The sequence below is a fragment of the Nonomuraea sp. NPDC049141 genome, assembly GCF_040648415.1.
Lineage (GTDB): Bacteria > Actinomycetota > Actinomycetes > Streptosporangiales > Streptosporangiaceae > Nonomuraea.
On sequence record NZ_JBEZDR010000020.1, the window covers coordinates 52,745 to 78,034 of the forward strand.

A 25,290-nucleotide genomic window follows, 5' to 3' on the forward strand; every position below is an offset into this window, starting at 1 on the left:
CGCTCAAGCTAGTCGCTGCTAACGCAGAGGAGCGCTGTGTCCACCTTGGTGATCGGAGCCCGCGGAAGCGTCGGGCGTCATGTCGTCGATCAGCTGCTGGCCGCCGGAGAATCGGTGCGCGCGTCGGTGCGCGACCTCGCGTCGGCGGACCTGCCCGCAGAAGTGTCCGTGGTCGCCGCGGACCTCACCCGGCCCGACACGCTGAAGGCCGCGTTGGACGGGGTGCGGAAGGTCTTCCTGTACGCGCCCGTCGGCGGCGCCGATGCTTTCGTTGGTGCCGCTCGGGACGCTGATCTCGAACGCATCGTGCTGATGTCCTCGGGAAGCGTCTTGCTGCCGTACGCGGCGGGAAACGCGATAGCCGAAGAGCATCGGTCGGTCGAGCGGGCACTGGATGGTTCGGGTCTGCCCTGGACGCCGATCCGCCCGCTGGTTCTGGCGAACAACGCGCTGAACTGGGCCCACTCGATCCGTACCGACGGCATCGTCCGGCTGGTCCATCCCGAAGCGGTGATGGCCCCCATCCATGAACGCGACATCGCCGCGGTCGCGGTCGCGGCCCTTGTGGGGGAGGCCGGCAAAGAAGCCGGCGCCTTGCTGACGGGTTCCGAGCTGCTGTCCCAGCGGCGTCAGGTCGAGTTGATCGGCGCGGCGATCGACAAGGACCTCCAGATCGAGGAGTTGTCGGAATCAGCGGCACGTGACCGTTTCGGGCAGTTCGAGAAGCCGTACATCGTCGACGCGATCCTCGAGTTCATCAAGGCGGCGGCGAACGGAGGATCACCGGCGACAGGCACGGTAGAACAGGTCCTTGGACGACCCGCCGTACCCTTCTCGCAGTGGGCACGAGAGCACGCTGCCGACTTCCACTGACCCTAGGGTCGGCGCAGCATTACGGCCAACCGTGGCATGCCCACGAGCAACTCCGCGGTGAAGCGCCGGCGGGCGCGTCGATCGGGCAGCGCGTGGAGCTCTCCGAGCCACTCCGCGATCCAGCGAGCCCGGACACCATGCGGAAGGATGATCGCCCCCGCAGTGATCACCCGGAGAAACGCCTGCGTTCCGGCATCGAGTCTCGCCCGCGCGAGACCTTCGAGTTCCCGGCCGATCTCGTCCATGCCCAGCCGGCCGGCGATCGGCACGAAGACGTCGAGGGTCTCGCGCGCTTTCCGCAGTTGCTTGTCCGGCGGGAGGAATCGCATCGTCCGCTGGTTGTGCAGGCGATCGGCCAATTTCAAGGTCAGCACCCGCTCGTCGGTGGTGGCCGCCCAGCCTTCAGCCAGCAGCGCGGGGTCATCGAGCGGCCGCAGGTCCGTCACCAGACGCACGATCGTCTCGCCGAACTCCGCCGCCAGCTCCGTCTCGGGACACGAGGTGTCTTCGAGGACGTCGTGAAGGAGCGCCGCGCAGAGTAACTCGTGGTCAGCGCCGTACTCGGCCAGGATGGCGGCGACCGCGAGTGGATGGGTGATGTACGGCTCCCCGCTCCTCCGTGTCTGGTCGCGGTGCCAATAGGCGGCCACCGTGTACGCACGCTCGACCATCCGCGCCTGATCCGCTGTCAGGTAATCGGGCAAGGCGTCTTCCAGGATGCTCATGCCGTGCCTCCGGCGATCCCGGGACGCCTGCTTCCGGCGGCCCGCCTGCGCTTTCCGGCCGTCCGAGCGATGGCCTCACGGCCGCGTTCGAGGCCGTCTTCGGTGATTCTGTAGTGCCGGCGCGGTGGACGACCCTGGTGGGCGGCCGGGTCATCCCAGCGGCTCTCCACCCAGCCGTACGCTTCGAGGCGGACCAGAATGGGATAAAGAGTGCCACCGGCGATTCCGGTGGCTTTACACAATCCCAGTCCGTAATGCTCGGCCAAGGGATCATTCAACAGCTCCCGCAAGACCGAGATGGTCTGCGGCGTCATTCGTGGACTGCCTGCCATGACTCTTAATCTAGCTAGGTAGAGATGGCCCGCCATGTCTCTCGAAAGTGACAGCGATGTCGCGGCGCAGAGGTGGGCGGCGGGCCCAGGTGGCCCAGCGCCAGAGCCATTCGAGGGGACCCTGCTGGTACCTGCGCAGCCAGAGGGTGGACCACAGCCATTGGACGGCGAGGATGGCACCGGCGATCAGCACCACCGTTGTCGGAGACCAGTCGTCCGACCGGCCGCCGAGGACGCGGCTGATCGCCAGGACGAAGAGCGTGGCGGTCAGGTAGTTGGTGAGTGCCATCTGCCCCAGCGGTGCGAAGACCGCCTGCAGCGCCGGTCGGATCGGTGTCCTGAGCAGGACCAGCAGGGCGCACACGTACACCCCTGCGATCAGCAGCCCGGCCAAGGCGAGCGAGCCGCTGAAGCCCGACCCGCCGGTGGAGTGGGTCTGCCACCACAGGGCGGGCGCGGCCCCCACCGCGAGGACCAGGCCGAGCACGGCAGGGCCGCGGGTGGACCGCTCGATCCGGGCGATCACCCCGTACCGGGTCAGCGCTGAGCCCAGCAGGAACAGCCCGGGGACCAGTGCGAGAAAGCCGCTGCCGACGATCAACGGCGCCACGAGGAGCGCGGCGGCGAGGCCGGCCACGGCCCACCGCGGCAGCCAGGTCGAGGGCAGCAGTACCACCAGGCCGACGACGGCGTAGATGGCCAGGATGTCACCCTCCCAGAGCAGGAAGTGGTGCACCAGGCCCATCGCGAGCAGCACCAGGAGCCGGCGCAGCAGGAGCAGCCGCGGGTGAGGGGCGCGGTCGGTGGCGGAGTTCAGCAGCAGCGAGAACCCGACGCCGAACAGCAGAGAGAAGATCGGGAAGAAGCGCTGCTCGACGAGCAGCCCCATCCATTCCTCCCCAGGCATCGGTGCCGGCTCCACGGCGACGCTGCCGACGTGGGCTATCGGCTGGACGTTGGCCACCAGGATTCCGCACAGCGCGAACCCGCGTATTACGTCGAGCGCGGCGATACGCGGTCGCCTGGAGGTGACGCGGGCGGCTTCCGGCACCGAATAGGGATCTTGATGTCGCATGAGGCTCATCCTGCGAGCCCGGCCCGATGCCGGGCATCGGGCGAAAGCAGGGTTACACCATGCACGACGGTACTTTCGGCCGGTTCGGTGCGCGGTGCACATCTCCTAGCCTGAACCATGTGAATGTGCGGGCCGGGATCGCGGCCGACGCCGGGCTCGGCGCCGTGTTCGCGGCGGCGCTCGCCTTCCAGGCGTACCGGGTCGCGGACAGTTGGGGCGACGGTTACTGGCAGTTCGACTGCGTCGCCGGAGCGGTGGTGTGCGCGACAGCTCTGGTGCGCCGGCGCCACCGGGTATGGGCGGCCGTGGCGGGCCTGGCCGTCGCGGCGGCCGCCATGCTCATCACCCGCTTCGTCCATCTCCCCAGCGAGCCCGGCCTGGCCATGGCCCTGGCCCTGTCCGTGCTCGTCGGCTCCGCGATCAGAGCGCTCCCGGCCCCCTCGGCCTGCGCGGTCGCGGCCGGTGGATTCGCGGTGGTCGCGGGCAGCCTGCTCGCCACCCGCACCCCTTCCGCCGGCGTTTCGCCTGTCGTGGTGCTGAACGGCGCGGGATGGCTCGCCGCCGTCGCGCTCGGGCTGGGCCCGCGACTGCTCGCCGCCCGCCGGAGGACCGTCGTCGAGCGGGTACGCCGCAACGAGCGCCTGGTGCTGGCCAGGGAACTCCATGACGTCGTCGCCCACCACATCACCTCCGTCGTACTCCAGGCCCAGGCCGCCCAGCTCGTCACCCGCAAGCACCCGGAGAAGACGGAAGACTCCCTCGCGAGCATCGAGGCCGCCGGCTCCGACGCGCTGGCCGCGACCCGCCGCGTTGTCGGCCTGCTGCGCGACGCCGAGGACGCGGCCCCCGCCACGCCCGGCCCCGAACAACTCAGCGAACTGGTCGAACGCTTCGGCGGCCACGGCCCCGAAGTGAGCCTGAGCCTGCCCGAGGACGAATCGGGGTGGCCGCCCGAGGTGTCCAGCACCGTCTACCGGGTCGTACAGGAGTCGCTGACCAACATCTCCCGCCACGCACCGCACGCCCGCTCGGTGACGGTCAGCGTCGCCCGCGAGCGGGACGTGGTCACCGTCGAGGTCGCCGACGACGCCCCGCCGGTCCCAGCCCGCTACCCCCATCGCGGCGGCTACGGCCTGGTCGGGATGCGCGAACGCGTCGAGGCCCTCGGCGGCCTGCTGTCCGCCGGCCCGCGCCCCGGGACCGGGTGGTCCGTACTCGCCACCCTGCCCGTCCCCGCGCGGAAACGCCGATGACCACCTTGCGGGTCGCCGCGCGGAGACGTCCATGACCATCAGGGTCCTGCTGGCCGACGACCAGGCGATGATCCGTGGCTGCCTGCGGCTCATCCTGGAGGACCAGCCCGACATCACCGTGGTCGCCGAGGCCGCGGACGGCGCCGAGGCGGTCGCTCTGGCCCGCAGCCTGCGGCCGGACGTGTGCCTGGTGGACATCCAGATGCCCCGCCTCAACGGCATCGAGGTCACCCACGCACTGGCCGGCCCCGGCGTCCCCGACCCGCTGCGGGTCATCGTGGTCACCACCTTCGACCTCGACGAGTACGTCTACGGCGCGCTGCGCGGCGGGGCGGTCGGCTTCGTGCTGAAAGACGCCGGCCCCACCCTGCTCGTCGAGGCCGTCCGCGCCGCGAACGCCGGGGACGCCTTGATCTCCCCGTCGATCACTCTGCGGCTCCTCCGCCACCTCACCGCCACCGGCGCACCGACCGCCCGCAAAACCGCCCAGCCGCTGTCCGAACGGGAGGCCGAGGTCGTCCGGGCCGTCGCCCGGGGCCGCACCAACCAGGAGATCGCCGCCGAACTGTTCATCTCCGTGAGCACCGTCAAGGGCCACATATCCGGCATCCTGGCCAAGCTAGGCATGCGCAACCGAGTCGAGATCGTCGCCTGGGCCTGGGAGAACCGCATCGTGGGGTAGACCCAGGCAGACGAACGCCGCTAGACCGACCAAAGTTGACCCCACGCCCGTACGTGGGCATCGTGAACCGGGTGACCAGCGATGAAACGCGGGACGGAGTGTCGCTCACCAATCTCGACCAGCCGCTGTTCGACGGATCGAACGCGACGAAACGGGATCTGGTCGACTACCTGGACGCCGTCCGCGACCGCATCATCCCCGTCCTGCGGGACCGCGCGCTGTCGGTGATCCGCGTACGGCCCGGCCAGGCGCCGTTCATGCAGAAGAACGTGCCCAAGTACGCCCCCGACTGGATCCGTACGATCTCCGTCTGGGCCGAGGCGTCGCACCGGCAGGTGTCCTACGCGCTGTGCGACGACCGCAGGACCCTGCTGTGGTTCGCCAACCAGAGGGCGGTCGAATACCACCCGGCGCTGTTCCGCGGCGAGCATCCCACCCATCTTGTGCTCGACCTCGATCCGCCCGTCGAGGACGCGTTCCCGCTGGCCGTGGGGGCGGCCCGGCTGGTGCGCCAGGCCCTCGACGACGCGGGGCTGGCCGGGGCGGTGAAGACCAGCGGGGCGAAGGGGCTGCACGTGTTCGTGCCCGTGGTGGCGGGGACCGCGATGGACGACCTGGCCGCGGCCACCCGCGCCCTGGCAGCCCGCGCCGAACGCGTCGACCCGGCGCTCGCCACCACGGCGTTCATCCGGGAGGACCGCGAGGGCAAGGTGTTCCTCGACTCCACCCGCGCGGGCGGCGCGACGGTGGTGGCCGCCTACAGCCCGCGCATCCGGCCGGGCGCGCCGGTCTCGTTCCCCTTGGCCTGGGAGGACCTCGACCGGGTCACGCCGTCCGACTTCACCATCCACACCGCGGCGCGGCTGCTCGCCGACGCCGACCCCTGGGCGGAGCTCATGCCCGAGCCGCAGCCGCTGCCCGCCGACCTGGTCGAGGAGGGGCACACGATCCCGATCGCCCGCGTCCAGGCGATGCACGAGGGCAAGCGGCGAGCGAAGGCCAGGAGAGGCGAGTGATCAGCGGGCCGGCGTGGCCTGCTTGAGTGAGCGCAGGACGGAGTCCGGGTCGTCGGCGAAGAAGCGGATCGTGGTGGCCTCGGCCCGGCCACCGAGCGGGCGGATCACGGTGATCGGCTCGGCCAGTTGGACGAGCACGTTGGTCTGGGAGGAGACCGCCACACCGAGCCGCCCGTCCGCCACGGAGACCATCCTGCTCTCGTTGTAGCTGCGCGACAGCCGTACCGAAGAGATCAGCTCGCGGGGAACGCGCAGGTCGAAGTACACCCCGAACCGGACACGCAGCTCGCCGGGCGTCACGACGTGCGGCCGGGTGACGCAGGCCGCGCCGAGCGCCAGGCAGTAGAGGATGCCGTAGACGTCGCCGATCAGCACCACCACGCGCAGCCAGTCCGGCACGTCGATCGCCCGTAGGAGCAGGTCTATCCCCACTGTCTCCACAATCATCACGAACAGGAAGACGAGCAGGATCGGCGCCTGCTCTCTCGCGTACGGCACGGCGGTGGCGCCGGCCGGCACGCCGTGGCGTCGCCGCGCGATCCACAGGACGAGACTCACCAGGCTCAGCAGCTCGATCTGGACTAACCGAAGCACCTTGCGTGCCATCAGAACCTCTCCTTGAGCGCGATCAGGAGCAGCCGGAACACCTCGGACTGCGCGGGGGTGAACTCCGAGAACATCGCATCCAGCCACCCGCCGTCCCCGGCGGAGCCGTCCGGCAGGTGCGCGATCATCTGCCTCGCCATCTCGTCCGGCAGGTGCGCGGCGAGGTCGGTGGCGAGCGCGGCGAGGCGGGGGTCGCCGGGATCCGCCTGGGCGAGCTCGTCGAGCCGCCGGTAGAGGGCGTGACCCCGCGCGAGCGCGCCGGGCTCGGTGAGCGGGCGCATCAGGTCGAGCATCCGCGTCTGGGCAGCCGGGTCGGCCACCGTGTTCACCACGGTCAGCAGCTCGCGATCGAGCTCGGCGAACCTCGAACCCGCCGCGGGCAGCTCGCGCAGCACCTCCGCCAGCTCGGGTGACATCAGCGAGCCGGAATGGAGGTCGGCCGCCTCCAGGAGCGCGGCCAGCCGGTCCCGCTTGGCGTCGATGGCCGCCTGCTGCCTGGCCAGGTCGGCGTCGAGCTCCTGGAGCACCTCACGCAGCTCGCGCCCCTCGTCGTCGGCCAGGACGTCGCGGAGCTCGTCGAGGGACAGGCCCAGCTCGGCCAGCTGCCGGATGCGGGCGAGGGCCACCGCATCGCGCAGCCGATACTCACGGTAGCCGTTGGCCAGCCGCGCCGGCTCGGGCATCAGGCCCAGGTGATGGTAGTGGCGCACGGTCCGGGTGGACACCCCGACCAGCGCGGCGAGCTCGCCGATTCGCATGTGCTCATTACACACGTTGACCTTACGTGAAGGTCAATTCATCACAGAGCGTAGGCGAGCGCCGCTTCCACGATGACCAGCAGCGGCACGAGCGGCACGGCGTACAGGGCCGCCCTACGAGCCCCCGCGTGCCGCTCCGGGACGGCCGAGAGCAGGGCCAGCAGCACCGCGCAGCCGATCGGCGCGAGCAGCCAGGTCGACAGGGTGACCGTGCCCCACGTGCTGACCGTGTCGCAGTCCTCGATCTGGTACGAGGTCAGCGCGCACGCCTTCTCACCGAGGATCGACACGGCCAGCCAGGCGATGAAGCCCGCCAGCCAGATGACGACGGCGAGGACGGAGGTCAACGCGACGGATGTGCCGCTCGGCGAGGTCGTCCGGTCGGCAGCGGGAGAGGGGGCGATCACGGCAGGACTCTAATGGTGATCAACGCCGGCGGGGCCGGCTTTGATCAACCTGAGTCGTCTTCAGTGCTTCACGACGGCCACCCCGCCCGCGGGGACCTCGCCCGTGAAGGGGGCGCCGGTGAGCAGGTCCGTGCCCGTCATGCCGGTCACCGTGACGGGCGCGTCGCCGTGGTTGATGAGGAAGGCGAAGGCGCCCCGTCGTACGAGCTCCAGGGTGTCGGGAAGGTCACGCGGCCGGGAGACGCCCGCGCGGTCGAGTACCTCGCCGAGCAGGGCGCGCAGGTCGTCGCCGCCGAGCGCGGCGGCCAGGTAGCTCGCGGTGCCGCCGCCGAACGCGTTGGCGGTTACGGCGGGATGGCCGGCGTCGGGGCCGTCGGTGAAGTGCCGCATGGCCACCGCCCGTTCGAGGCGGACCCGCTCGGACCAGATCCGGCCGGTGGCCCCGCCGGTGAGCGTCACGGTCTCCAGCTCGCGCAGCGGGTGGAACTCCTCGACGGACAGCCCGAGCACCTCGCGCAGCGCGCCGGGGTAGGCGCCCGCGTGGACGGTGTCGTTCTCATCGACGATGCCGGAAAAATACGACACGAGCAGGTGACCGCCCGACTCGACGTAGCGCTGCAGGTTCTTGGCCGAGCTTTCGGCGAGCAGGTACGAGCTCGGCACGACAACCAGCCTGTATCCCGAAATATCGGCGGAAGGGTGGACGAAGTCCACCGTGACGTGCTCCCGCCAGAGGGCCTCGTAGAAGGCGTCCACCCGCTCGCGGAAGCGCAGATCGCCCGAGGGCCGCCACTCCAGCTCCAGCGCCCAGTACGACTCCCAGTCCCAGACCATCGCCACCTCGCTGGTGACGCGCCCGTCCTTGACCGGGGCCAGCCGGCGCACGTCGGCGCCGAGCGAGACGACGTCGCGCCAGATCTGCGAGTCGGTCCCCGCGTGCGGGATCATCGCCGAGTGCCACTTCTCGGCGCCGTACCGCGAGGCCCGCCACTGGAAGAACAGCACCGAGTCCGAGCCCCTGGCGACGTGGGCGAGGCTGTTGCGGCGCATCTCACCGGGACGCTTGGCGATGCCGCGCGGCTGCCAGCTGATCGCGCTCGTCGAGTGCTCCATGAGCAGCCACGGCCCGCCGCCGGCCAGGGAGCGGCTCAGGTCGGCCGACATGGCGAGCTGGATGTGGTTGTCGGGCTGTTCGCCGTTCAGGTAGTGGTCGTTGGCGATCACGTCCAGCTCGGGGGCCCATCGCCACAGGTCCATCGACTTGCAGTTGACCGTGCCCGCGAAGTTGGTGGTGACCGGTTTGCCGCTCCGGCGCAGGATGTCGCGCTGCAACCGGTAGTGCGACAGGTGCTCCTCGTTGGCGAAACGGGCGTAGTCGAGGCGCTGCGCCGGGTTGACCACGGTATGACTCCACCGGGGCGCGTCGATCTCGTCCCATTCGCCGTAGTGCTGGCCCCAGAAGGCGGTGCCCCAGGAGGTGTTGAGCGCGTCGAGGCTCTCGTACCGCTGCCGGAGCCAGTCGCGCCAGGCGGCCACGCTCGACTCGCAGTAGCACTCGCCGAGCGGCGCCCCGTACTCGTTGTGCACATGCCACATCACCACGGCGGGATGCTCGCCGTAGCGGGCCACCAGCCGCTCGGTCAGCCGCGCGCTGGCCGCGCGGAAGGCCGGGTGGCTGGAGCAGGCGGTCTCGCGCGCGCCCGCGCCGACGCGCAGGCCCTCGCGGGTCACGGGGGAGGCGTCGGGATACTTTCTGGCGAACCAGGCGGGCGGCACCGTGGTCGGGGTGCCCAGGTTCACCGAGATGTCCGCGCTGTGCAGGCGGTCGATGATGGTGTCGAGCCAGCCGAACTCGTACACCCCTTCGGCGGGCTCCATCAGCACCCACGCGAAGATGCCCAGGCTGACCAGGTTCACCCCGGCCTGCCGCATCAGCCGCACGTCCTCTTCCTGCACCTCCAGCGGCCACTGCTCGGGGTTGTAGTCCCCGCCGAACGCGATGCCCTCAGGCATATAAGTCCCCCTTTTTTGATAATTTGTCAGGCTTTGACGGCGCCGCTGCTGAGGTCGGTGCGCCAGAACCGCTGCATCGTGAGAAAGAGCGCGATCAGCGGAATCAACGCCAGGAACGTACCGATGAGGATGAGGTTGTAAAGGCTCGGGTGGTTCGCCCCCGCGGCCAGCATCGTGTAGAGCCCGACCGTCAGCGGGAACTTGCCGTCGTCGCCGAGCATGATGAACGGCAGCAGGAAGTTGTTCCAGATGGCCACGAACTGGAACAGGAAGATGGTCACCATCCCCGGCCCCATCAGCGGCAACGCCACCCGGGTCAGCAGCGTCCAGTGCGAGGCCCCGTCGATGCGCCCGGCTTCGAGCAGCGAGTCGGGGATGGCCGCGCCGGCGTACACGCGGGCGAGGTAGATGCTGTACGGATGCAGGATCTGCGGCAGCAGGACCGACCAGTACGTGTCCGCCAGCCCGACCTTCGCGAACAGCAGATACTGCGGGATCGCCAGCACCACCGCGGGCACCAGGATGCCGCCGATCAGGATGTTGAAGATCAGGTTCCGGCCGGCGAAGCGGTACTTGGCCAGCGTGTAGCCCGACACCGCGGACACGGCGGTCGACAGCAGCGCCCCGCCACCGGCGTACAGGAGCGTGTTGAGCATCCACAGCCAGAACACCCCGTCGCGATAGGCGGCGAGATCGGCGAGGTTCTGGAAGAACCCGGTGCCGGGCGAGAAGGTCGAGGTCGAGAACAGCTCGCCGGACGTCTTGGTGGCGGCGATCACCACCCAGCTCACCGGGAACAGGCAGTACACCGAGCCGATCAGCAGGATCCCGGTCGGGGCCAGGCCGAGCGGCGCGTACGCGGCGCGGGCGCGGGCCATCACGCCTCCCCGAACGCGCGGTTCTTCACCACGCGCAGGAACCCGAACGACAGCACCAGCGAGATCCCGGCGATCACCACGGCCGTCGCCGCCGCCGAGTACAGGTCACCGGTCACGAAGGCGTCCCGGTAGATCTTCATCAAGGGACTCCAGGTCGAGCTGATGGTGTTCGTGAACGGCCGGAGCGTGGTCGGCTCGGTGAACACCTGGATCGTGGCGATGATCGAGAAGACGGTGACCAGGATGATCGCCGGGGCCAGGATCGGGATCTTGATCCGCAACGCGATCTGCAGCTCCGACGCGCCGTCGATCCTGGCCGCCTGATACAGGTCCTGGGGTATGGCCCGCAGGTTCGTGTAGAGCACCAGCATGTTGAAGCCCGTGCCGCCCCACACCGCCACGTTGGCCATCGAGTACACCACCGCGCTCTGGCTCAGCGGCGCCACCCCGAACAGCTCACTGATCGGGCTCACGCTCGGCAGGTAGAGGAAACCCCACATCAGGCTGGCGGCCACGCCCGGCACCGCGTACGGCATGAAGATCGCGATCCGGGAGAAGCGGGCCAGCCGTACCTTCGCGGCGTCCAGCATCAGCGCGAACACCAGCGCGAGCCCCAGCATCACGGCCAGGACCAGCGCGGCGTAGCCGACCACCCGCAGCCAGCCGGCCCACAACTCGCCGTCGCCGATGGCGGCGACGTAGTTGTCGAGCCCCACGAAGATCTCCCGCTTCGACCCCTTGCCGAGCCCGAGCCCCGACACCTTGGTCCGGCGCAGGCTGAGATAGACGGTGTAGCCGATCGGCAGGGCCAGGAACAGGGCGAACAGTGTCACAGCCGGGGTCAGGAACAGGTACGGTGCCCAGCTCTTCCTTGTCGTGCCTGTAATTGGGCGAGCTTGAAGCCGGACTTCGTCATGTCCGCGACCGTGGCGTCCTGGACGCTCTGGAGGGCGCCGCTGAAGGAGGTCTTGTTCAGCGCGGCCTTGTCGAAGGCGTCCTTGAAGGCGTTGTAGGTCACGTTGACGTTCGGGCCGAAGGTGAAGCCGCGCGCTCCCGCGCCGAACCCGGCCGCCTGCTTCCAGAAGTCGGGCACGTTCGAGAAGTACGCGGGCGGCTCGGAGAGCAGGTCGGCGCCCTTGGTCGCGGCGGGGTAGACGGAGCCCTCCTTCACCAGCAGGGCGAGCGCTTCAGGATCGCTGTTGAGCCAGGTGGCGAACTTGGCCGCGGCCTCCTTGTTCTTGGAGCCCGCCGACACGGAGACGGCCGAGCCGCCCCAGAAGCCGCTGAAGTTCTCGCCGGCGTTCCACTGCGGCAACTGCGCGATCCCCCACTTGCCCTTGGCCTTGGGCGCGTTGGTCGACAGCGGGCCGGGCGCCCAGATGGCCGACGGCCAGGTCAGCAGCCTGCCGTCGTTCAGGGCCTTGTTCCACTCGGGGGTGAAGTAGGGCATGTTGTCGATGACGCCCTCCTTGACCAGGCCGCCCCAGTAGTCGGCGAGCTTCTTGGTGGGCTCGTCGTTGATCGCGACCTTCCACGCTTCGCCGCTGATCGACCACCACTGCCCGCCCGCCTGCTGGGCGAGGCCCGCGAAGGAGCCCGGGTCCTTGCTGGAGAACGTGCCGAGATACACCTTGGCGTCCTTCGCGTGCACGGTCCTGGCCGCGTCGGCGTACTCCTGCCAGGTCTTCGGTACGGCTATGCCGTACTTCTTGAACAGGTCGGCCCGGTAGTAGAGCAGCATCGGGCCGCTGTCCTGCGGGATGCCGTAGACCGCGTCGGTGCCGAGCGTGACCAGCCCCCAGATACCCTCGCCGAACTGCGCTTTGACCGGATCCGCCGCCGGCTTGATGTCCGCCACCGCCTCGGCGGCCACGAACGACGGCAGGGCCTGATACTCCGCCTGGACGAGGTCCGGCGGGTTCCCGCCCTTGGCGGCGGTGAGGAACTTGGTGGCCGAGTCGTCCCCGCCCGCCTGGGTGCTGGAGGTGACCTGGATGTCGGGATGCGCCTTGTTCCAGACCGCGACGATCTTGTCCATGCCGGGCACCCAGTTCCAGTAGGTCAGGGTGACCTTCTGCGCGGCGGGGCTCGACGGGGCGGCGCTCTGCTGCGCGCCACCACTGGAACAACCGGCCACGAGGGTGACGGCTGCGGCTACAGCGGCAAGCCTGTTCATCTGCATGGGTACCTCGACTTGGGGGGAGTCTGTGAACGTTCACAGCGTGTGTCTGGGCACTCTGCGCTGTCAACCCTTCGTTACGGGGTCGTTAAACGGGCTAAAAGGTGTGTGCACGTTCACAGTGTTTGGGCTGCGGGGCATGAGATGCTGAACCCGTGAAAAGGCCGACCATCCATGACGTGGCCGCGGTGGCCGGGATCTCGCGCGGCACCGTCTCGCGGGTCCTGAACGGCGACCGTTATGTGAGCCCCGCGGCCCGGATCGCCATCGAACGCGCCATCGCCGAAACCGGCTACGTCGTCAACCGCAATGCCCGCAACCTGGTCAGACAGCGCGCCGGATCGGTCGTCATGGTCCGCTCCGAAGCCCACTTCGAGGACCCCAACTACAGCACCACGATCCGCACCGCGATCCGCCTCCTCGGCGAACGCGACCTCTCGCTGGTCATGATGATCGCCGGCGACGACAGGGAGCGCGAACAGGTGCTCCGCTACGTACGCGGCGGCCACGCCGACGGCGTCCTGCTCCTGTCCACCCACGCCGGCGACCCCCTGGTCGACACCCTCCACGGCGCCGGCATCCCGGTGGTCTCCTGCGGCGCCGTCATCGGCAGGGAGACGGTGATCCCGTACGCGGCCTGCGACGAACGGGGCGGCGCCCGCCAGATGGCCGAATACCTGGTCTCGCGTGGCCGCAAGAAGATCGCCATGATCACCGGCCCGATGGACACACCGGGCGGCATCCAGCGCCTCGAAGGCTTCGCCGACGTCCTCGGCCGGAAGGCGTCCAAGAAACTGATCGAACACGGCGACTGGACCCACGCCAGCGGCGAGGCGGCCATGACCCGGCTGCTGGAACGCGTACCAGACCTGGACGCGGTCTTCGCGGCCTCGGACGTGATGGCTTCGGGTGCCCTGCACACGCTGCGGGCGGCGGGGCGGCGGGTGCCTGAGGACGTGGCGGTGGGCGGCTTCGACGACTCGTCGGTGGCGATCTCCACACACCCGCCGCTGACTACGGTGCGGCAGCCGCTGGGGGATGTGGCTCGGGAGACGGTACGACTGCTGCTGGCACTCATTGACGGCGCGGAGCGAGTCGACTCGATCGCCCTACCCACCAGCCTGATCGTCCGCGACTCGGCCTAGGCTCAAAAGGGCCTTCGCTTCGCTTTCTTCCCCCCGCCTAAAAAGGGCCTTCGCTTCGCTCCGGACGTTCTTCCCCCCACCCGTCACCCGATTCGGTGGTTGGCCGTCTGATGCCCACCCGCCCACAAAGGGCCTCCGCTTCGCTCCGGACGCTCTCCCAGGCGGGCTGACGCCCGCCCCCTGAAGGACCTCGCTACGCTCGGACGCCTTCCCAAGCACGCTTCGCCGGGTCAGTTGGCCGGAGCGGGACAAGATGGACCGTCATACCCGGGACTCTCTAGCGGAGACGGTGCTGCCCGATCTCCTTGAGGGCCAGGGCCCAGGGGTAGGTGTCCAGCTTGTCTCCTCCGGCTCCAGAGGGATGGGGCTCGAATTGGCCAGGGCCGAGAAGGACAGGAATGCCTTCGGCGCGCAGGCTCGCGACGCTTTGACGGAAGGGGGCACGGGAGGCGAAAGCGCTGTTGACGAAGGGCAGGACGACTACGGGAATACCCAGGCCGGGTGCCTCAGCCAGCAGACCGAGAGCGTAGGTGTCGGCGATGCCCTGAGCGAACTTGTTGATGGTGTTGTAGGTCGCGGGAGCAACGATGATCGCATCGGCTCTGGGGGGCCGGGGCTCGTGCGGCTTGCGGTACTGGCTGCGAACGGGGCGTCCGGTCTGCTGCTCCAGTTCGGGGACGTCGATGAAGTCCAGAGCGGACGGGGTGGCGATGATCTGGACGATCCACCCTTCGCCTTGGGCGTAGGCGACCAGTCGGCCGACGTCGACGGCGGCTCCTGCGGCACACACGATGATGTAGAGGACCTTGCCGGATCGGGTCACGCGAGGACTCCCAGTGAGGCGGCATACTCGCGGGCTTCGCGGTAGATGCTGAGCGGAGCGGTGGTGGCGATGTCGTGGGCCAGGCGAAGCGCAGCGGGTCGGCCGCCGACCTCTTCGAAGGCGATGTCTGCGGCCGACCGCAGGACGTACAGAGCCTTGTCGTGCCGGCCGCACATAAGGAAAGCCTGCGCGGCGTCGAGCAGCAGGGTGCCCTTGCGCTCGCTGGTCGGTAGCTTGTTGAGATCGATTCGGCGCGCGTGGTCGATCGCGGTTCCCGCGTCACCGAGCCTCAGGGCGATGTTCACCCGGTGGCAGAGAACGTTGGCCGGGCCGAACGCGGTCCACAGATGGTTGCCGTCGTATCCGAGTCGTTGAGCGGCCTGGGCGGCCTCGTCGAGGAGTTCGGCGCTGGTGTGCCGGTCTCTGGCGTGTGCCGCGGCCACGGCTCCGCTCAGCAACAACGACCCGTAGATGGACAACTCATCGCCGGAAGGCTGCTTGAGGCCGGAGCTCATACGCGCCGCTGCGGTGCGGGCCGTGCTGATCGCGACCTGATGGTGCGCCCCGTCCATGAGGGCGCGGGTGATGACCCGAGAGCTTGACCCGATCGCGAGGGAGCTCTCGCTGGCGTGCGCGGCCTGGACGCTTCGGCCTGCCGCGAGCCAGGCAAGGCCCTTGCTCTCCTGTTTGAGCAGGATGGAGGCGGCGATGTGGTACGCCTCGGAGGACAGCGCGTGCGCCTCCAGCTTGGCGTCACTATCCAAAATGGAGCAGGCGGCTCGGAGCCGGCGGAGCAGGTCCGGCAGTTCGGCAATTACTCGCGAGTACCGGCTGGCTTGGTAGTTCCGCTTGGCTTGGGCAATCATGGCGGCGAGTGGGGTCAAGCCGATGAGGCCGTCGCTGGGAGTGACGTAGTCGACCAACACGGTTGCGAGGTTGTCGATGCCCTGAACGCTGTCGCGGGGTTGCTCGGGTTGATTGAGTACCGCACCGAACAAGGCCGCTCCGCTCAACTCGACGAACTCACGGCGCCGCAGTCTCCTCTCGAGCGAGCGAGGATCCGACTGCATGAGCTGGGTGCTGTCCCGAGTCGGCTCAGCAGTGACACGAGCGCGCTTGGTGGGAACGAAGCCCAGGTTCTCAGGGTCTTCGTGAGTAAGTTCTCTCAGGGCCAGGCGGTAGGGCTCACGCGGCCACGAGACTTCTCCGACCTCCCAACGGCGAACCCGCTCCTCGTCGCAGGACAGGCGGTGCTTGATGCCGCTGGCGGTGAGGTTGAGCATTTTGGCCATTTCGCCACGTGATAATCCGGCGTTCTGACGCCATGCCCGGAGCTGGACATTGGGGACGGCATTGGCCATTCTTTGCCTTCCTTCCGCCGCAGAAGCCAAAAGGGGTTAAGAGGGGGGTCTCTTAGCGGGTCTCGTCTTTCCACATTGCCGGTGGACTTGCCGTCAAGCGACCACGGTACGTCAAACGGCCTCCCACCACAGGGAATGCCGGATGAACGAGGAGACGGTGACGGTTACCCGGCCACACGAGAACAACCAGACCAGATGATCCCCCGTGTGCTGTGGAGGTGGGACGAAGCTATGCGATTCGCGGCGCGCTCCTCATCCGGAAGTCGGCGCCGAAGATCGCCTAATGGGTTGGGAACGGAAGTTTCTCGACTGCTACGGAAGCGGTCGGGGCGAAAGGAGCGAAAATGAATCCGATCATGGCTGCTGTAGCGGCCGACATCACTCACCGTGACGAGGCGGCCAAGCTCATACGCCTTTCGGTTCGGCTCGTGGAGCTCGGTGTGAACGCCGAGTTGCGGGACAACAACACTGCTCTGATGGTGCATCGGCCTGAGCCGGGCCTGCCGGTTTGGGTGTTCGTCGGGTACGGCGGCATGCACTACTCCTGGCAGAACGCCGAGAGGCGGCATCCTACCGACGACCCGGAGGGTATGGCCAAAGTCTTGATCGAGTACCTCAACCGGTGACATTTCAAGCTCTCGATGCGCTTCAGACCTCCGCTATAGAGCACGCTTCGCCGGGCGCCTGCTGCGCTCGGCGAGCGGAGCCTGAAAATGCCTTCCGTGAGCGCTCTTGAGCGGTGGATGGTCCTACGGCATCTTCTGTGGGGGCTCCTTGCATCCCCACACAACGGGCGACGGCTGTGCGGCTCATGCGAACCGAAGCCTGGGACGTCCCCGTGTTCTCGCCGACTCACGTCGTGGAGGTCCTTCAAGCCGCACCTAGCGGAAGGATGGATGATCGGCGAAGGGCTGTCCGGGTGGAGGGTCGTCCCGGAAACGGACGGGTGCGTTATAGCGCTGACGGTAGACGCGGCTCACGAGGCCGGTCCACGGTGGAACGGTGGCGCAGGAGGGAAGCTCAGGAGGCATCTTGGTCGGCTGCATCATGATGTCTTCGTAGTAGTCCAGCCTCTGAGCGACGACCCACTGGGCGAGTTCATCAGGATCGCCCAGGCCCACGTTGATCAGCTTCCAGAATGTCATCCAGTACGTCATGTCACGCCTTCGATTCCAGGTGATCAGCAGGTGCAGGATATTAGCCTGAGATACGACATGATCCGTGCATGGGCGCATCCCCTGCATGCCTCAAAGGACATGATTCGCGAAATGACGGCGAGGTATGAGCAATGAGTGAGGAGCTGTCCGAAGAGCTGGCCACCGCCGCATGGCGTAAGGCCAAGGCATCGGGCGCGAACAACGGCAACTGTCTGGAGGTTGCCCCGCTGTCCGGCGGGTGTGTCGGTATTCGCGACACTGAGGCTCCCGAGCAGGCCCCGTACGTCGTCACCGCCTCCGTGTGGGAAGCTTTCAAAGACGGCGTCCGAAAGGGCGAATTCGACTTCTAATGGCGCGCAAAGCCCTCAAAGTTACATCCGGGGGCTTTGCTATGGCATTTGGCGCGATAGCGCAAGCCTTCGCCGACGCACTACTTGAAGGATGGTGGCCATGAGCGACACGGCCGCGACGCTCCGCCGCGAACTGGCGGACAAAATAGGGTCTGCCAGTTGGCGAAAAGCACTGGAAACGGTGCCCCGCGAACGGTTCTTGGGAGAAGCTGTTTATCGCCCCGACAAGAACCGATTCGGCTGGTGGACACCCGTCCGCCGCGCCGACACACCCGAAGGCGCATGGCTCGCCCTGGCATACGCCAACGAGACCTGGCCGACTCAGGTTGAGGGGCTCTTGGCTGAAGACTCGACACGGCCCGTATCTGGATACCCGTCGTCATCATCCACGCTTCCCAGCCTGGTCGTACGGATGCTTGAGGCCGTCGAGATCGAGGAGGGCGACAAGGTCCTGGAGATCGGAACAGGCACGGGCTACTCAACCGCGCTGATGTGTCAGCGACTTGGAAGCGACGCCGTCTTTTCGATCGAGTACGACCCGCTGGTCGCCGCCCGAGCCCGTGACGCGATCATGGGTGCGGGCTACGCTCCCACGCTGGTGGAGGGCGACGGGCTGCGCGGATATGCGGAGAACGCCAAATACGATCGGCTCATCGCGACCTGCTCTGTCCGCACGGCCCCCCGGGAGTGGTCGCAACAGATCCGTGTCGGCGGGACCATCACCGCTCCGTTGTCAGGATGGATGGGTGAAACCGCGTTCGCGCATCTCACCGTGGCCGACGACGGCACCGCGAGCGGCCGTTTCCTCGAAGATGACCTCTCCTTCATGACCGCCCGATCACACCTGCCCCCGCCGCGTCCGCCATTGGTGAGGGGTTTGGGGATCGCCCGCGAGTCCAGAGTCGATCCGTCGGTCCTCCAGGACAGAACAGCTCTATGGGTCGCCCAGCTCGCCATTCCGCAGGCCCAAATTGCATGGGGCGATGACGCCACGTTCCTCGTCGACGCCGGCACCGGTTCGCGGGCCGAAGCTCAACCGGATCCCGCACGCGGATGGACTGTGCGCCAGCACGGACCGCTCAAACTGTGGGACGCGGTCGAGAAGGCCATCGAAACGTGGCAGGAAGCAGGCAGCCCGCATAAGTCTGGCTTCGGGCTCACGGTCACCGGTGAGCGCCAGCGGGTGTGGCTCGGCAACCCTGCGGGGCCGAACTGGAGTCTGCCGGCGTAGATCCTGCGATCAACAGAAGGGGCCTGGCAGCCCTCACAGCCCTTCGGAGGGCGGTTCCTCCACGGTGGTGAAACGGTCGGCGAACGCAGCTCTGTTGGCGGAGTCTGGCGAGCGGTCCCAGACCGCGAAGACAACCCGTTCGAACACAGTCGAGAATGCGGCGCCTGCGGTGAGGTGGTGGTGAAATGCATCGGCGACCTGGTGCGGGTCGTTGCGGAACACCCCGCATCCCCAGGCGCCGAGAACCAGTTGACGCGCGCCGTGGTGGGCGGCCACGGCCAGTACTCGTTCCGCACGCTGGTAGAGCACCCGCTGGATTCGGTTCCGCGCGCTCGGCTCACGGCGCAGCACTTGTCCGGCGTTGGGAGCGGGGCAGGTCAGGAACGAGACCGGATACGGCTCCGCCAGCAATTGACCGTCATCATCGCGGTGCACGGGAACGTCGGGGGACCAGATGACGCGGTGGCTGTAGAGCAGGTCAGGGGAGTCGCGGTGGGCGGCGTAGTAGTCGGGAGCCTGAAGGAGACAGGGATACAACAGCGCGTTGCGACAGAGATCCTCTTCCTGTGCTTTGGCGCCGCCGAGGTAGCCGCCTCCGGGGATACGGGCCGAGGCGAAGTTCAGAACGGCGATTCGTTCGGCCCCGGCAAGGTGCAGCCGTCGCGCGGCCTGAAGGCTGTCCTCAGCCGTCACCTCGAAAGACGTCCGGTGACCGATCGCTGTGGGGGGCACATCGACGAGCCCGTCCGGTGGATGGCTCACAGTCCCGGAAACCGCTGCCTCCAGTGCCGGGCCCACGACGACGATGGTGCCGTCATCGGTCGTGTACTCGCCATCGGTGATGATCTGGGCGTTGACGGCCGCGATCCCACGCAGTCTTCTGCTCACGCGTCCGCATGGTAGGCCGTGACCAGCTCCCCGGGCGAACAGTTTCGCCCGGCTGCGAACCCGCCACCGTTACTTTTGGGCTTGGGTTCCGACGCATCGCTCCGAGATGAGCCCCGAAGAGTGGTGGACCTTGACCTTCGACGGATCAGTTCTCGCGGGTCCAGGCCGGCGTGATCCGCTGTTCGCGGAATCGCCAGCCCGCCGGCGTCCGGACCACGGTGCCGGCCAGTCGCAGGCCGCCTGTGAAGTGGGGCGCTTGGCCGTCGCGGTAGTAGTACACCAGCGAGTAGGCCGAGGCGGCCGCCTGGTCGCCGTCGATGTCCACCAGCAGGTCGGTGGTGGTGTGCAGGGCGTGCTGCCCCTCGACCTCGCTCTGTCGCATGAAGCCGACGACCTTGTCGATGCCGCGGAGTTCGCCTCCGCGCGGCGAGTGCACCGTCACATCGTCGGTGAAGACGGTGTCGGCGTTCTCCCACCGCTTCTCGTCGAGTAGGCGCGCGAAGCGGGTGAACAGGTCGGCGATCTCGATGCGGTGGGCGATCAGCGTATCTGTGGACATGGAATCCTCTTTCATGCTGGAGGGCGGCGATGTTGTCTCTGTGCCAGATGGCGAGTTTCGAGGGAGAAGGGTTCAGGGGCCGACCAGTACCGCGTTGGCCCTGTCCAGGACGATGCCCAGGACGCGGCCCGCGGTGGCCAGGTCCCCGGCCGGCAGGTCGCCCCACAGTCCCTGGGTGATCGGGCCGATCGCGGTGCGGACCTGCGTCCAACGCGCCTGTCCTTCGTCGGTGACCTGGACGCGGCCGTCGCCGCCGTCGCGCAGGAACCCTGCGGTGGTCAGCTCGGTGATGCGTTCGGCCACCGACGCCTGGCTGAACTGTGTGGCACCGCTGACCCGGCGGATGAGCTCGGCCCGGTCGATGGCCCCGCCACTGACCACGGTCAGCGTGAGGGTCACCCACTGGGGCTCGGTGATGCCGGTCCCGGCGAGTTGCCGGTCCAGGATCGCGTTGAGCGCCTTCTCGGTCTGGCCGATGAGCGCGGTACCGAAGGCCTGGGCTGTGGTCGTCACGATGATCTCCAAATCCGTTTCTAAGGCTAACGTTTATTTGCCTAACGTTTCTGCCATGAACGAACCTACATCGTTAGTCCGACTAACGCAACCGGGTAGGATCAGCGTCATGGCCAGCAGAGTCGAAGCCGCGGACATGCCCGACGACGGTGAGATCAAGACGCCCGAAAGACTGCGCCGACGGGCCAGTCGCCTGCTGTCACAGATGACCGCGCAGTCGGACCGGCTGATCAATGAGGGGCTGGCCCAGGCCGACGCCCGCAAGTGGCACTACGCCGTGCTCGCCTCGTTGCAGGAATACGGCCCGGGCAGCCAGGCGACGCTGAGCCGACGCACCGGCATCTACCGCAGTGACATGGTCGGCGTCCTCAACGAACTGGCCGAGCGCGGCCTCGTCGAGCGGGCACCGGATCCTGGCGACCGCCGCCGCAACGTCATCACGATCACCGCCCAGGGCCGCCGGCACCTGCGCCGCCTGGACAAGGTCCTGGACGACCTCCATGAAGAACTGCTCGCCCCGCTGCTCCCCGCTGAGCGCGACCAGTTCGAGCAACTGCTCACCCGCCTACTGGACCACCACACGCAGCAGGCGCACCGAGCCCCCTGACTCCGGCATCACGCGGTGGGCGGCGAGCGCCGCGTTCGCGCAGGACCGGCGTGTGATCACGCGTGGGCCTCGACGTCGAAGGCCGCCATCCCGGTCACGCGTCGGCCGCTCGGCGAAGGGTCCACGTAAGGCGTTCGGCATGGCTGACGTCAACAATTGCGATCAGTCACCGGACAGCAGGGTTCCAGCTGCGCTCGTCGAGCTGTTCACACGTCCTGCGTGCCGTACCAGCGCCACTCGGTGAGTCGTGGACGATCAGGGAGAGCGGTGCGTCCGGTCGCCCACAGCAGGGTCTCCCAGGCGTCAACATCGATGGCGACATGGGGAAAGAGCCTCTTCAGAACTCGTCCGCACAGCTCCCGTGGCGGCGACCACTCCAGATTCAGCCCCTGAGTGATGTCATGGAGGTGCACGAGGGTCTCAACGACGGCCATCGCGGCGAAGCCGTCTGGATCCGAGGGCCCGAAGACGTGGTAGGCGACGGTGGTCGAGGGGGCCGTGCGCAGGACGGACGCGAGCAGGCCGCCACATGCCTCCAAGATGGTCAGCAGGCCCTCGGGGCCCGAGTTCCGCTCAACGAAGATGACGTTTTCCGGCCCGCCGCTTCGGTCGCTGCTCGTCCGGAACGGCAAGAGCGCGGACATCGGCGGCTTCTCGAGCCCGAACCTCGCGGCGTAAGTGAACAGGTCGTCAGCCAGATGCTCGAGCGTCTCCCAGCACGTCCACTCGAGCGTTCCCGCTTTGGCCTCCCACGTGTGGGGATCTGCACCTCTTAGTGTGTCGATGGCCAGAGCGACGACCTGACGTACGTCCTCTCCGTCTATGGCGCTGTCTGCTCTGTGCATGCGAAGGATCGTAACAACGGCCAACATGGGCCCTGGTCCGCCCGGTACTCGATTCGGTGGTTGGCCGTTTGACGCCCGCCCCCTGAAGGACCTCGCTGCGCTCGGACCGGAGCGGGACCAAGCGGATATGTGGCGCTGATGGCGCTATTCCAGAAAGTTCTGCGCGTAATGGGCGTGGGGCGGTCCACAGGACACGCATAGCCTCGACCGCGCCTCCGCGACGGCCGTCGGGTCGGGTTCAGGAGCAGCAGCCCGAGCTCCCCGTGCTGGGCCGTCCGCTGTGGAGGTCGTCGTCGTGGCCGGCGGTGATCCGTGCCCATTGCGCGGTCGGTCGTCCGTCCTTGCGGAACTGCTGGCCGAGGGTCTCGTACGGCTGCGGCCAGCCCGACGGGGAGTCCTCCCAGGTCTCCTGCCGCCCATGTACGGTCATGTCGAGGATGCCGTAGGACGGCGCCATGGGTTCGACGCCGCGGCCGGTGGTCCAGTACGTTTCGTAGACGCGGTCCCCAGCGCGGAGGTAGCTCGCCTTCATCCCGAAATGGCGACCGGCGAGGAGCCGTTCGTGCGACTCGGCGGGCACGGAGTACCAGGGCATGTCCCAGCCCATGAATCGGCGGTAGCGGTCGGACTCCTCGTAGGGGCCCTGGCAGAAGACGGCGAAGGTGACGTCACGCTGGTGCAGATAAGACAGTTCGCGGACCTGGCCGGTGAAGAAGGTGCAGCCCTCACACTGATCGGCGGCGGGGCGGCCGTCGTGCCACATGTGATACGACACGAACAGCTGGGTGCGGCCCTCGAAGACGTCGATCAGGGGGACGGCTCCGTTGCCTCCGATGATCGGAATCGACGGGTCCGCTTCGGTCATGGGCAGCCGTCGCCGGGCGGCGGCGATCGCGTCGCCCTCGCGGGTGTGCGCCTTCTCCCGGGCGCGCAGGGTGTCGATTGCGGCCAGCCACTCCGTGCGGGAGACGACCGGCGGTGTGTTCACAGTGGTCATGCCTGTACTGACCGGGTAGCCCGCAAGAAGTCATCGGTGGCACCCGAGGCGGGCGCACACCGACCACGACCTCGCCGGGCGACACGGACGTGATGACACCCTCGATCCAACCCCCGGCGAGGACCATGTCAACGCCCCTTGGCCACACGATCACCGCCACGCGTTTACGCGCAACACTTCTGTAATCTCGCTCAGTTTCACTTCGTCGACCTCGGTCGGCAGATGACACACCGTGTGCCACCAGGGGCGCCTCTGATCGTGCTGTATCTCCAGTAGCTGGATCAGCGGTCCACGCACGAACCACATCGGGTGGCAGCCGTCGTGGTTGGACTTCACCGGGAATCCGCGCGGACCCCGAGCGCGTGAAGGTTGGGTTCGGCGAATCTGGGGATCTGCCGACGCAGTCGGGTGTCGTCTCGCTCGTCGCTGTCAAACCGCCATCACGCGCACTGGATGACCCCACCAGTAACGGCTTCATCTCTGGCCTGTGAAAGTGAAGGGCCCGGTTGGAAAGTGCATCCAACCGGCCAAGACGAGGTTGAGATCTTGTTGCGGCCGTCGTCGTTGCCGGATTCGACGACGACGGCCGCCCCCAAAGCCCACTTCAAGAGACAACTTGGCGGTCTGCCTCCTTTTCCGCTGCTCAGCGGTGGGGCCGTGACCAGCCGTGGCGGTCATCAGCCCTCCGTAGCCCGTTCGCCGTGCCACCGACCAGCCATACCGGCCATGTCGGCTTCGGCGCACGCCTTGCCCTCCAGTCGTTAACCCCATTATCTTGGAACGAGCGATCCAAGATAGGAAGTGGCGTATGCCTGACATCAAGCACTTCGACCCGGAGATGGCGCTGGAGGAAGTGGTGCGCCTGTTTTGGCAGCGCGGCGCGGATACCGCCGGCATCGCCGAAGTGGTGCAGGCGACCGGGCTGAGCCGCTCCAGCCTGTATGCGACATTCGGCGGCAAGGAACGGTTGCAGGTGGCCGCTCTGCGCCGTTACCTGGAGCGGCGCTCACGGCCGGTGTTCGACGCCCTGGCCGCGGACGGCCGCGGCCTGCCCGCCATCGCCGGCTTCTTCGAACAGCTGGTGGCTGCGCGCTGCACCGGTGAGCATGCCCGCTGGGGGTGCCTGGTCACCAACACGCACGCCGGAGCCACCGGCGAGGTAGCCGAGGTCCGCGACGTTCTGGACGCCCATCACGCCGCTCTGCGGGACGCGATGCGTGCCGCGCTGCAGACGGCACGCGAGCACGGCCAGGTGCGTCCCGGCCTGGATGTGGAGTCGGGCGCGGAGGCGCTGGCGCTGCTGGCCTACGGGGTCAACCTGCGCTCGCGGGCCGGAGCCGAGGCGGACGACCTGCTGGCGGGCGTGCACGCCGTACTGGATGGTTTCACCCACGTTGAGGAGAGATGATGATCGATTTCCGTGTGTACGACGAGAGCGACGCCCCCGAGGCGGCCCGCCCGATGCTGGAAGCGGCCAAGAAGCGTATGGGGTTCGTCACCACGCTGAACGGGGTGATGGCCGAATCGCCCGAACTGCTGGCCGGTTACAACGCCCTCGCCGAGCAGTTCGGAAAGTCGTCCCTGCCGTCGCAGGCCAAGCAGGTCGTGTTGATCACCGCGAGCGTGGAGAACGGGTGCGAGTACTGCGTGGCCGCGCACTCCACGCTTGCGCTCAAGGCGCGGGTGCCCGCTGAGGTGGTGGAAAGCCTGCGCACGGGCAAGTCGCTGCAGGAGGCCGGGCTGGAGGCGGTGCGCAGGTTGACCCAGCTCATGGTCGCCCAGCGGGGTTGGGTGGACGACGCCGAGATCGAGGCGTTCCTGGCGGCCGGTTACACCCGCCGCCAGGTGCTCGACGTCATCCTGGGGGTGGGGATGAAGACGCTGTCGAACTACACCAACCACATTGCCCACACCCCGCTCGACCCGGCCTGGCAGGACCAGGAGTGGAGTCGCTGACACAGCCGACCGCGCGTGTCCGGACCTGGGCGACTGAATGCGAACGTAGGCCAAGCCGCTC

Annotated in this window: 29 protein-coding genes; 11 read left to right on the top strand and 18 right to left on the bottom strand. The window is 67.9% G+C overall.

Annotation, left to right across the window (positions count from 1 at the left end; all coding sequences use genetic code 11):
* Positions 1-36 precede the first annotated feature (36 nt).
* Positions 37-873: an NAD(P)H-binding protein gene (locus AB0B91_RS45145; protein WP_358334392.1), complete on the top strand. Its 837-nt coding sequence runs from the start codon at positions 37-39 to the stop codon at positions 871-873.
* 2 nt (positions 874-875) lie between these two features.
* Here AB0B91_RS45145 and AB0B91_RS45150 read toward each other — a convergent pair whose 3' ends face one another.
* Genes AB0B91_RS45150 through AB0B91_RS45160 form a run of 3 tightly spaced genes read right to left on the bottom strand, consistent with a single transcriptional unit; the run spans position 876 to position 3,005 of the window.
* Entirely contained in the window at positions 876-1,598 is a 723-nt protein-coding gene (locus tag AB0B91_RS45150; protein ID WP_358334395.1) for an HD domain-containing protein, read from the bottom strand.
* Positions 1,595-1,912, bottom strand: a complete 318-nt coding sequence (locus AB0B91_RS45155; RefSeq protein WP_358334398.1) for a helix-turn-helix transcriptional regulator — start codon at positions 1,910-1,912, stop codon at positions 1,595-1,597. The genes AB0B91_RS45150 and AB0B91_RS45155 overlap by 4 nt, the downstream gene beginning before the upstream one ends.
* 28 nt (positions 1,913-1,940) lie before the next feature.
* Positions 1,941-3,005: a DUF418 domain-containing protein gene (locus AB0B91_RS45160; protein ID WP_358334401.1), complete on the bottom strand. Its 1,065-nt coding sequence runs from the start codon at positions 3,003-3,005 to the stop codon at positions 1,941-1,943.
* 119 nt (positions 3,006-3,124) lie between these two features.
* Between AB0B91_RS45160 and AB0B91_RS45165 the strand changes: the two genes are divergently transcribed.
* From AB0B91_RS45165 to AB0B91_RS45175, 3 genes are all read left to right on the top strand, one after another.
* Positions 3,125-4,258, top strand: a complete 1,134-nt coding sequence (locus tag AB0B91_RS45165; RefSeq protein WP_358334404.1) for a sensor histidine kinase — start codon at positions 3,125-3,127, stop codon at positions 4,256-4,258.
* Between the two features lie 31 nt (positions 4,259-4,289).
* Entirely contained in the window at positions 4,290-4,940 is a 651-nt protein-coding gene (locus AB0B91_RS45170) for a response regulator transcription factor (RefSeq protein ID WP_358334407.1), read from the top strand.
* Between the two features lie 71 nt (positions 4,941-5,011).
* Positions 5,012-5,956: an ATP-dependent DNA ligase gene (locus AB0B91_RS45175; RefSeq protein ID WP_358334410.1), complete on the top strand. Its 945-nt coding sequence runs from the start codon at positions 5,012-5,014 to the stop codon at positions 5,954-5,956.
* On the opposite strand, the gene AB0B91_RS45180 is transcribed toward AB0B91_RS45175, so the two are convergent.
* The 7 genes from AB0B91_RS45180 to AB0B91_RS45210 are packed head-to-tail and all read right to left on the bottom strand — an operon-like array spanning position 5,957 to position 12,794.
* Positions 5,957-6,562: a hypothetical protein gene (locus tag AB0B91_RS45180; protein ID WP_358334413.1), complete on the bottom strand. Its 606-nt coding sequence runs from the start codon at positions 6,560-6,562 to the stop codon at positions 5,957-5,959.
* Positions 6,562-7,320 (bottom strand): MerR family transcriptional regulator, encoded by a 759-nt coding sequence (locus tag AB0B91_RS45185; protein WP_358334416.1) that lies wholly within the window; start codon positions 7,318-7,320, stop codon positions 6,562-6,564. The genes AB0B91_RS45180 and AB0B91_RS45185 overlap by 1 nt, the downstream gene beginning before the upstream one ends.
* Before the next feature lie 41 nt (positions 7,321-7,361).
* Positions 7,362-7,727, bottom strand: a complete 366-nt coding sequence (locus tag AB0B91_RS45190; protein WP_358334418.1) for a hypothetical protein — start codon at positions 7,725-7,727, stop codon at positions 7,362-7,364.
* A 60-nt stretch (positions 7,728-7,787) separates the two neighbouring features.
* The gene (locus AB0B91_RS45195) at positions 7,788-9,740 is read right to left on the bottom strand and encodes a beta-galactosidase (RefSeq protein WP_358334420.1); all 1,953 of its coding nucleotides are present in this window, start codon (positions 9,738-9,740) and stop codon (positions 7,788-7,790) included.
* A 26-nt stretch (positions 9,741-9,766) separates the two neighbouring features.
* Positions 9,767-10,618, bottom strand: coding sequence for a carbohydrate ABC transporter permease (locus AB0B91_RS45200; protein ID WP_358334423.1), 852 nt, complete (start codon positions 10,616-10,618; stop codon positions 9,767-9,769).
* Positions 10,618-11,451, bottom strand: coding sequence for a sugar ABC transporter permease (locus AB0B91_RS45205; protein WP_358334426.1), 834 nt, complete (start codon positions 11,449-11,451; stop codon positions 10,618-10,620). Before AB0B91_RS45205 ends, AB0B91_RS45200 begins: the two co-directional genes overlap by 1 nt.
* An 8-nt stretch (positions 11,452-11,459) precedes the next feature.
* Positions 11,460-12,794, bottom strand: coding sequence for a sugar ABC transporter substrate-binding protein (locus AB0B91_RS45210; protein ID WP_358334429.1), 1,335 nt, complete (start codon positions 12,792-12,794; stop codon positions 11,460-11,462).
* A gap of 158 nt (positions 12,795-12,952) precedes the next feature.
* Between AB0B91_RS45210 and AB0B91_RS45215 the strand changes: the two genes are divergently transcribed.
* Positions 12,953-13,942 carry a LacI family DNA-binding transcriptional regulator gene (locus AB0B91_RS45215; protein WP_358334433.1) on the top strand — a complete coding sequence of 330 codons (990 nt, stop codon included), beginning with the start codon at positions 12,953-12,955 and terminating at the stop codon, positions 13,940-13,942.
* 277 nt (positions 13,943-14,219) lie between these two features.
* On the opposite strand, the gene AB0B91_RS45220 is transcribed toward AB0B91_RS45215, so the two are convergent.
* Together AB0B91_RS45220 and AB0B91_RS45225 are read right to left on the bottom strand one after the other, a co-directional pair.
* Positions 14,220-14,765 carry a flavoprotein gene (locus tag AB0B91_RS45220; protein ID WP_358334436.1) on the bottom strand — a complete coding sequence of 182 codons (546 nt, stop codon included), beginning with the start codon at positions 14,763-14,765 and terminating at the stop codon, positions 14,220-14,222.
* The gene (locus tag AB0B91_RS45225; protein ID WP_358334439.1) at positions 14,762-16,126 is read right to left on the bottom strand and encodes an XRE family transcriptional regulator; all 1,365 of its coding nucleotides are present in this window, start codon (positions 16,124-16,126) and stop codon (positions 14,762-14,764) included. The genes AB0B91_RS45220 and AB0B91_RS45225 overlap by 4 nt, the downstream gene beginning before the upstream one ends.
* Positions 16,127-16,470: 344 nt before the next feature.
* On the opposite strand from AB0B91_RS45225, the gene AB0B91_RS45230 reads away from it, so the two are divergent.
* Entirely contained in the window at positions 16,471-16,752 is a 282-nt protein-coding gene (locus AB0B91_RS45230) for a hypothetical protein (protein WP_358334442.1), read from the top strand.
* 255 nt (positions 16,753-17,007) lie between these two features.
* Here the strand turns inward: AB0B91_RS45230 and AB0B91_RS45235 are convergent, their stop codons facing one another.
* Positions 17,008-17,370, bottom strand: coding sequence for a hypothetical protein (locus tag AB0B91_RS45235; protein WP_358334444.1), 363 nt, complete (start codon positions 17,368-17,370; stop codon positions 17,008-17,010).
* Positions 17,371-17,414: 44 nt separating this feature from the next.
* Here AB0B91_RS45235 and AB0B91_RS45240 point away from each other — a divergent pair, with 44 nt between their 5' ends.
* Entirely contained in the window at positions 17,415-17,633 is a 219-nt protein-coding gene (locus tag AB0B91_RS45240) for a DUF397 domain-containing protein (RefSeq protein ID WP_358334447.1), read from the top strand.
* A gap of 100 nt (positions 17,634-17,733) precedes the next feature.
* Positions 17,734-18,864, top strand: coding sequence for an ATP-grasp peptide maturase system methyltransferase (gene tgmC / locus AB0B91_RS45245; protein WP_358334451.1), 1,131 nt, complete (start codon positions 17,734-17,736; stop codon positions 18,862-18,864).
* 33 nt (positions 18,865-18,897) lie between these two features.
* On the opposite strand, the gene AB0B91_RS45250 is transcribed toward tgmC, so the two are convergent.
* The 3 genes from AB0B91_RS45250 to AB0B91_RS45260 form a co-directional block, all read right to left on the bottom strand.
* Entirely contained in the window at positions 18,898-19,752 is an 855-nt protein-coding gene (locus tag AB0B91_RS45250) for a TIGR02452 family protein (RefSeq protein WP_358334454.1), read from the bottom strand.
* Between the two features lie 145 nt (positions 19,753-19,897).
* On the bottom strand, positions 19,898-20,311 hold the full coding sequence (locus AB0B91_RS45255) for a nuclear transport factor 2 family protein (protein ID WP_358334457.1): 414 nt from the start codon (positions 20,309-20,311) through the stop codon (positions 19,898-19,900).
* 72 nt (positions 20,312-20,383) lie between these two features.
* A complete protein-coding gene (locus AB0B91_RS45260) occupies positions 20,384-20,824 on the bottom strand; it encodes a hypothetical protein (RefSeq protein WP_358334460.1) in 441 nt (146 codons plus the stop codon).
* A gap of 109 nt (positions 20,825-20,933) precedes the next feature.
* Here AB0B91_RS45260 and AB0B91_RS45265 point away from each other — a divergent pair, with 109 nt between their 5' ends.
* Positions 20,934-21,431, top strand: a complete 498-nt coding sequence (locus tag AB0B91_RS45265) for a MarR family transcriptional regulator (RefSeq protein ID WP_358334463.1) — start codon at positions 20,934-20,936, stop codon at positions 21,429-21,431.
* Positions 21,432-21,637: 206 nt separating this feature from the next.
* On the opposite strand, the gene AB0B91_RS45270 is transcribed toward AB0B91_RS45265, so the two are convergent.
* Positions 21,638-22,276, bottom strand: a complete 639-nt coding sequence (locus AB0B91_RS45270; protein WP_358334466.1) for a maleylpyruvate isomerase N-terminal domain-containing protein — start codon at positions 22,274-22,276, stop codon at positions 21,638-21,640.
* Between the two features lie 238 nt (positions 22,277-22,514).
* Positions 22,515-23,273, bottom strand: coding sequence for a DUF899 family protein (locus tag AB0B91_RS45275; protein ID WP_358334469.1), 759 nt, complete (start codon positions 23,271-23,273; stop codon positions 22,515-22,517).
* A gap of 808 nt (positions 23,274-24,081) precedes the next feature.
* Between AB0B91_RS45275 and AB0B91_RS45280 the strand changes: the two genes are divergently transcribed.
* Complete coding sequence (locus AB0B91_RS45280; RefSeq protein ID WP_358334472.1) at positions 24,082-24,681, top strand: TetR/AcrR family transcriptional regulator; 600 nt, start codon at positions 24,082-24,084, stop codon at positions 24,679-24,681.
* A complete protein-coding gene (locus AB0B91_RS45285) occupies positions 24,681-25,229 on the top strand; it encodes a carboxymuconolactone decarboxylase family protein (protein ID WP_358334475.1) in 549 nt (182 codons plus the stop codon). The genes AB0B91_RS45280 and AB0B91_RS45285 overlap by 1 nt, the downstream gene beginning before the upstream one ends.
* Positions 25,230-25,290 lie beyond the last annotated feature (61 nt).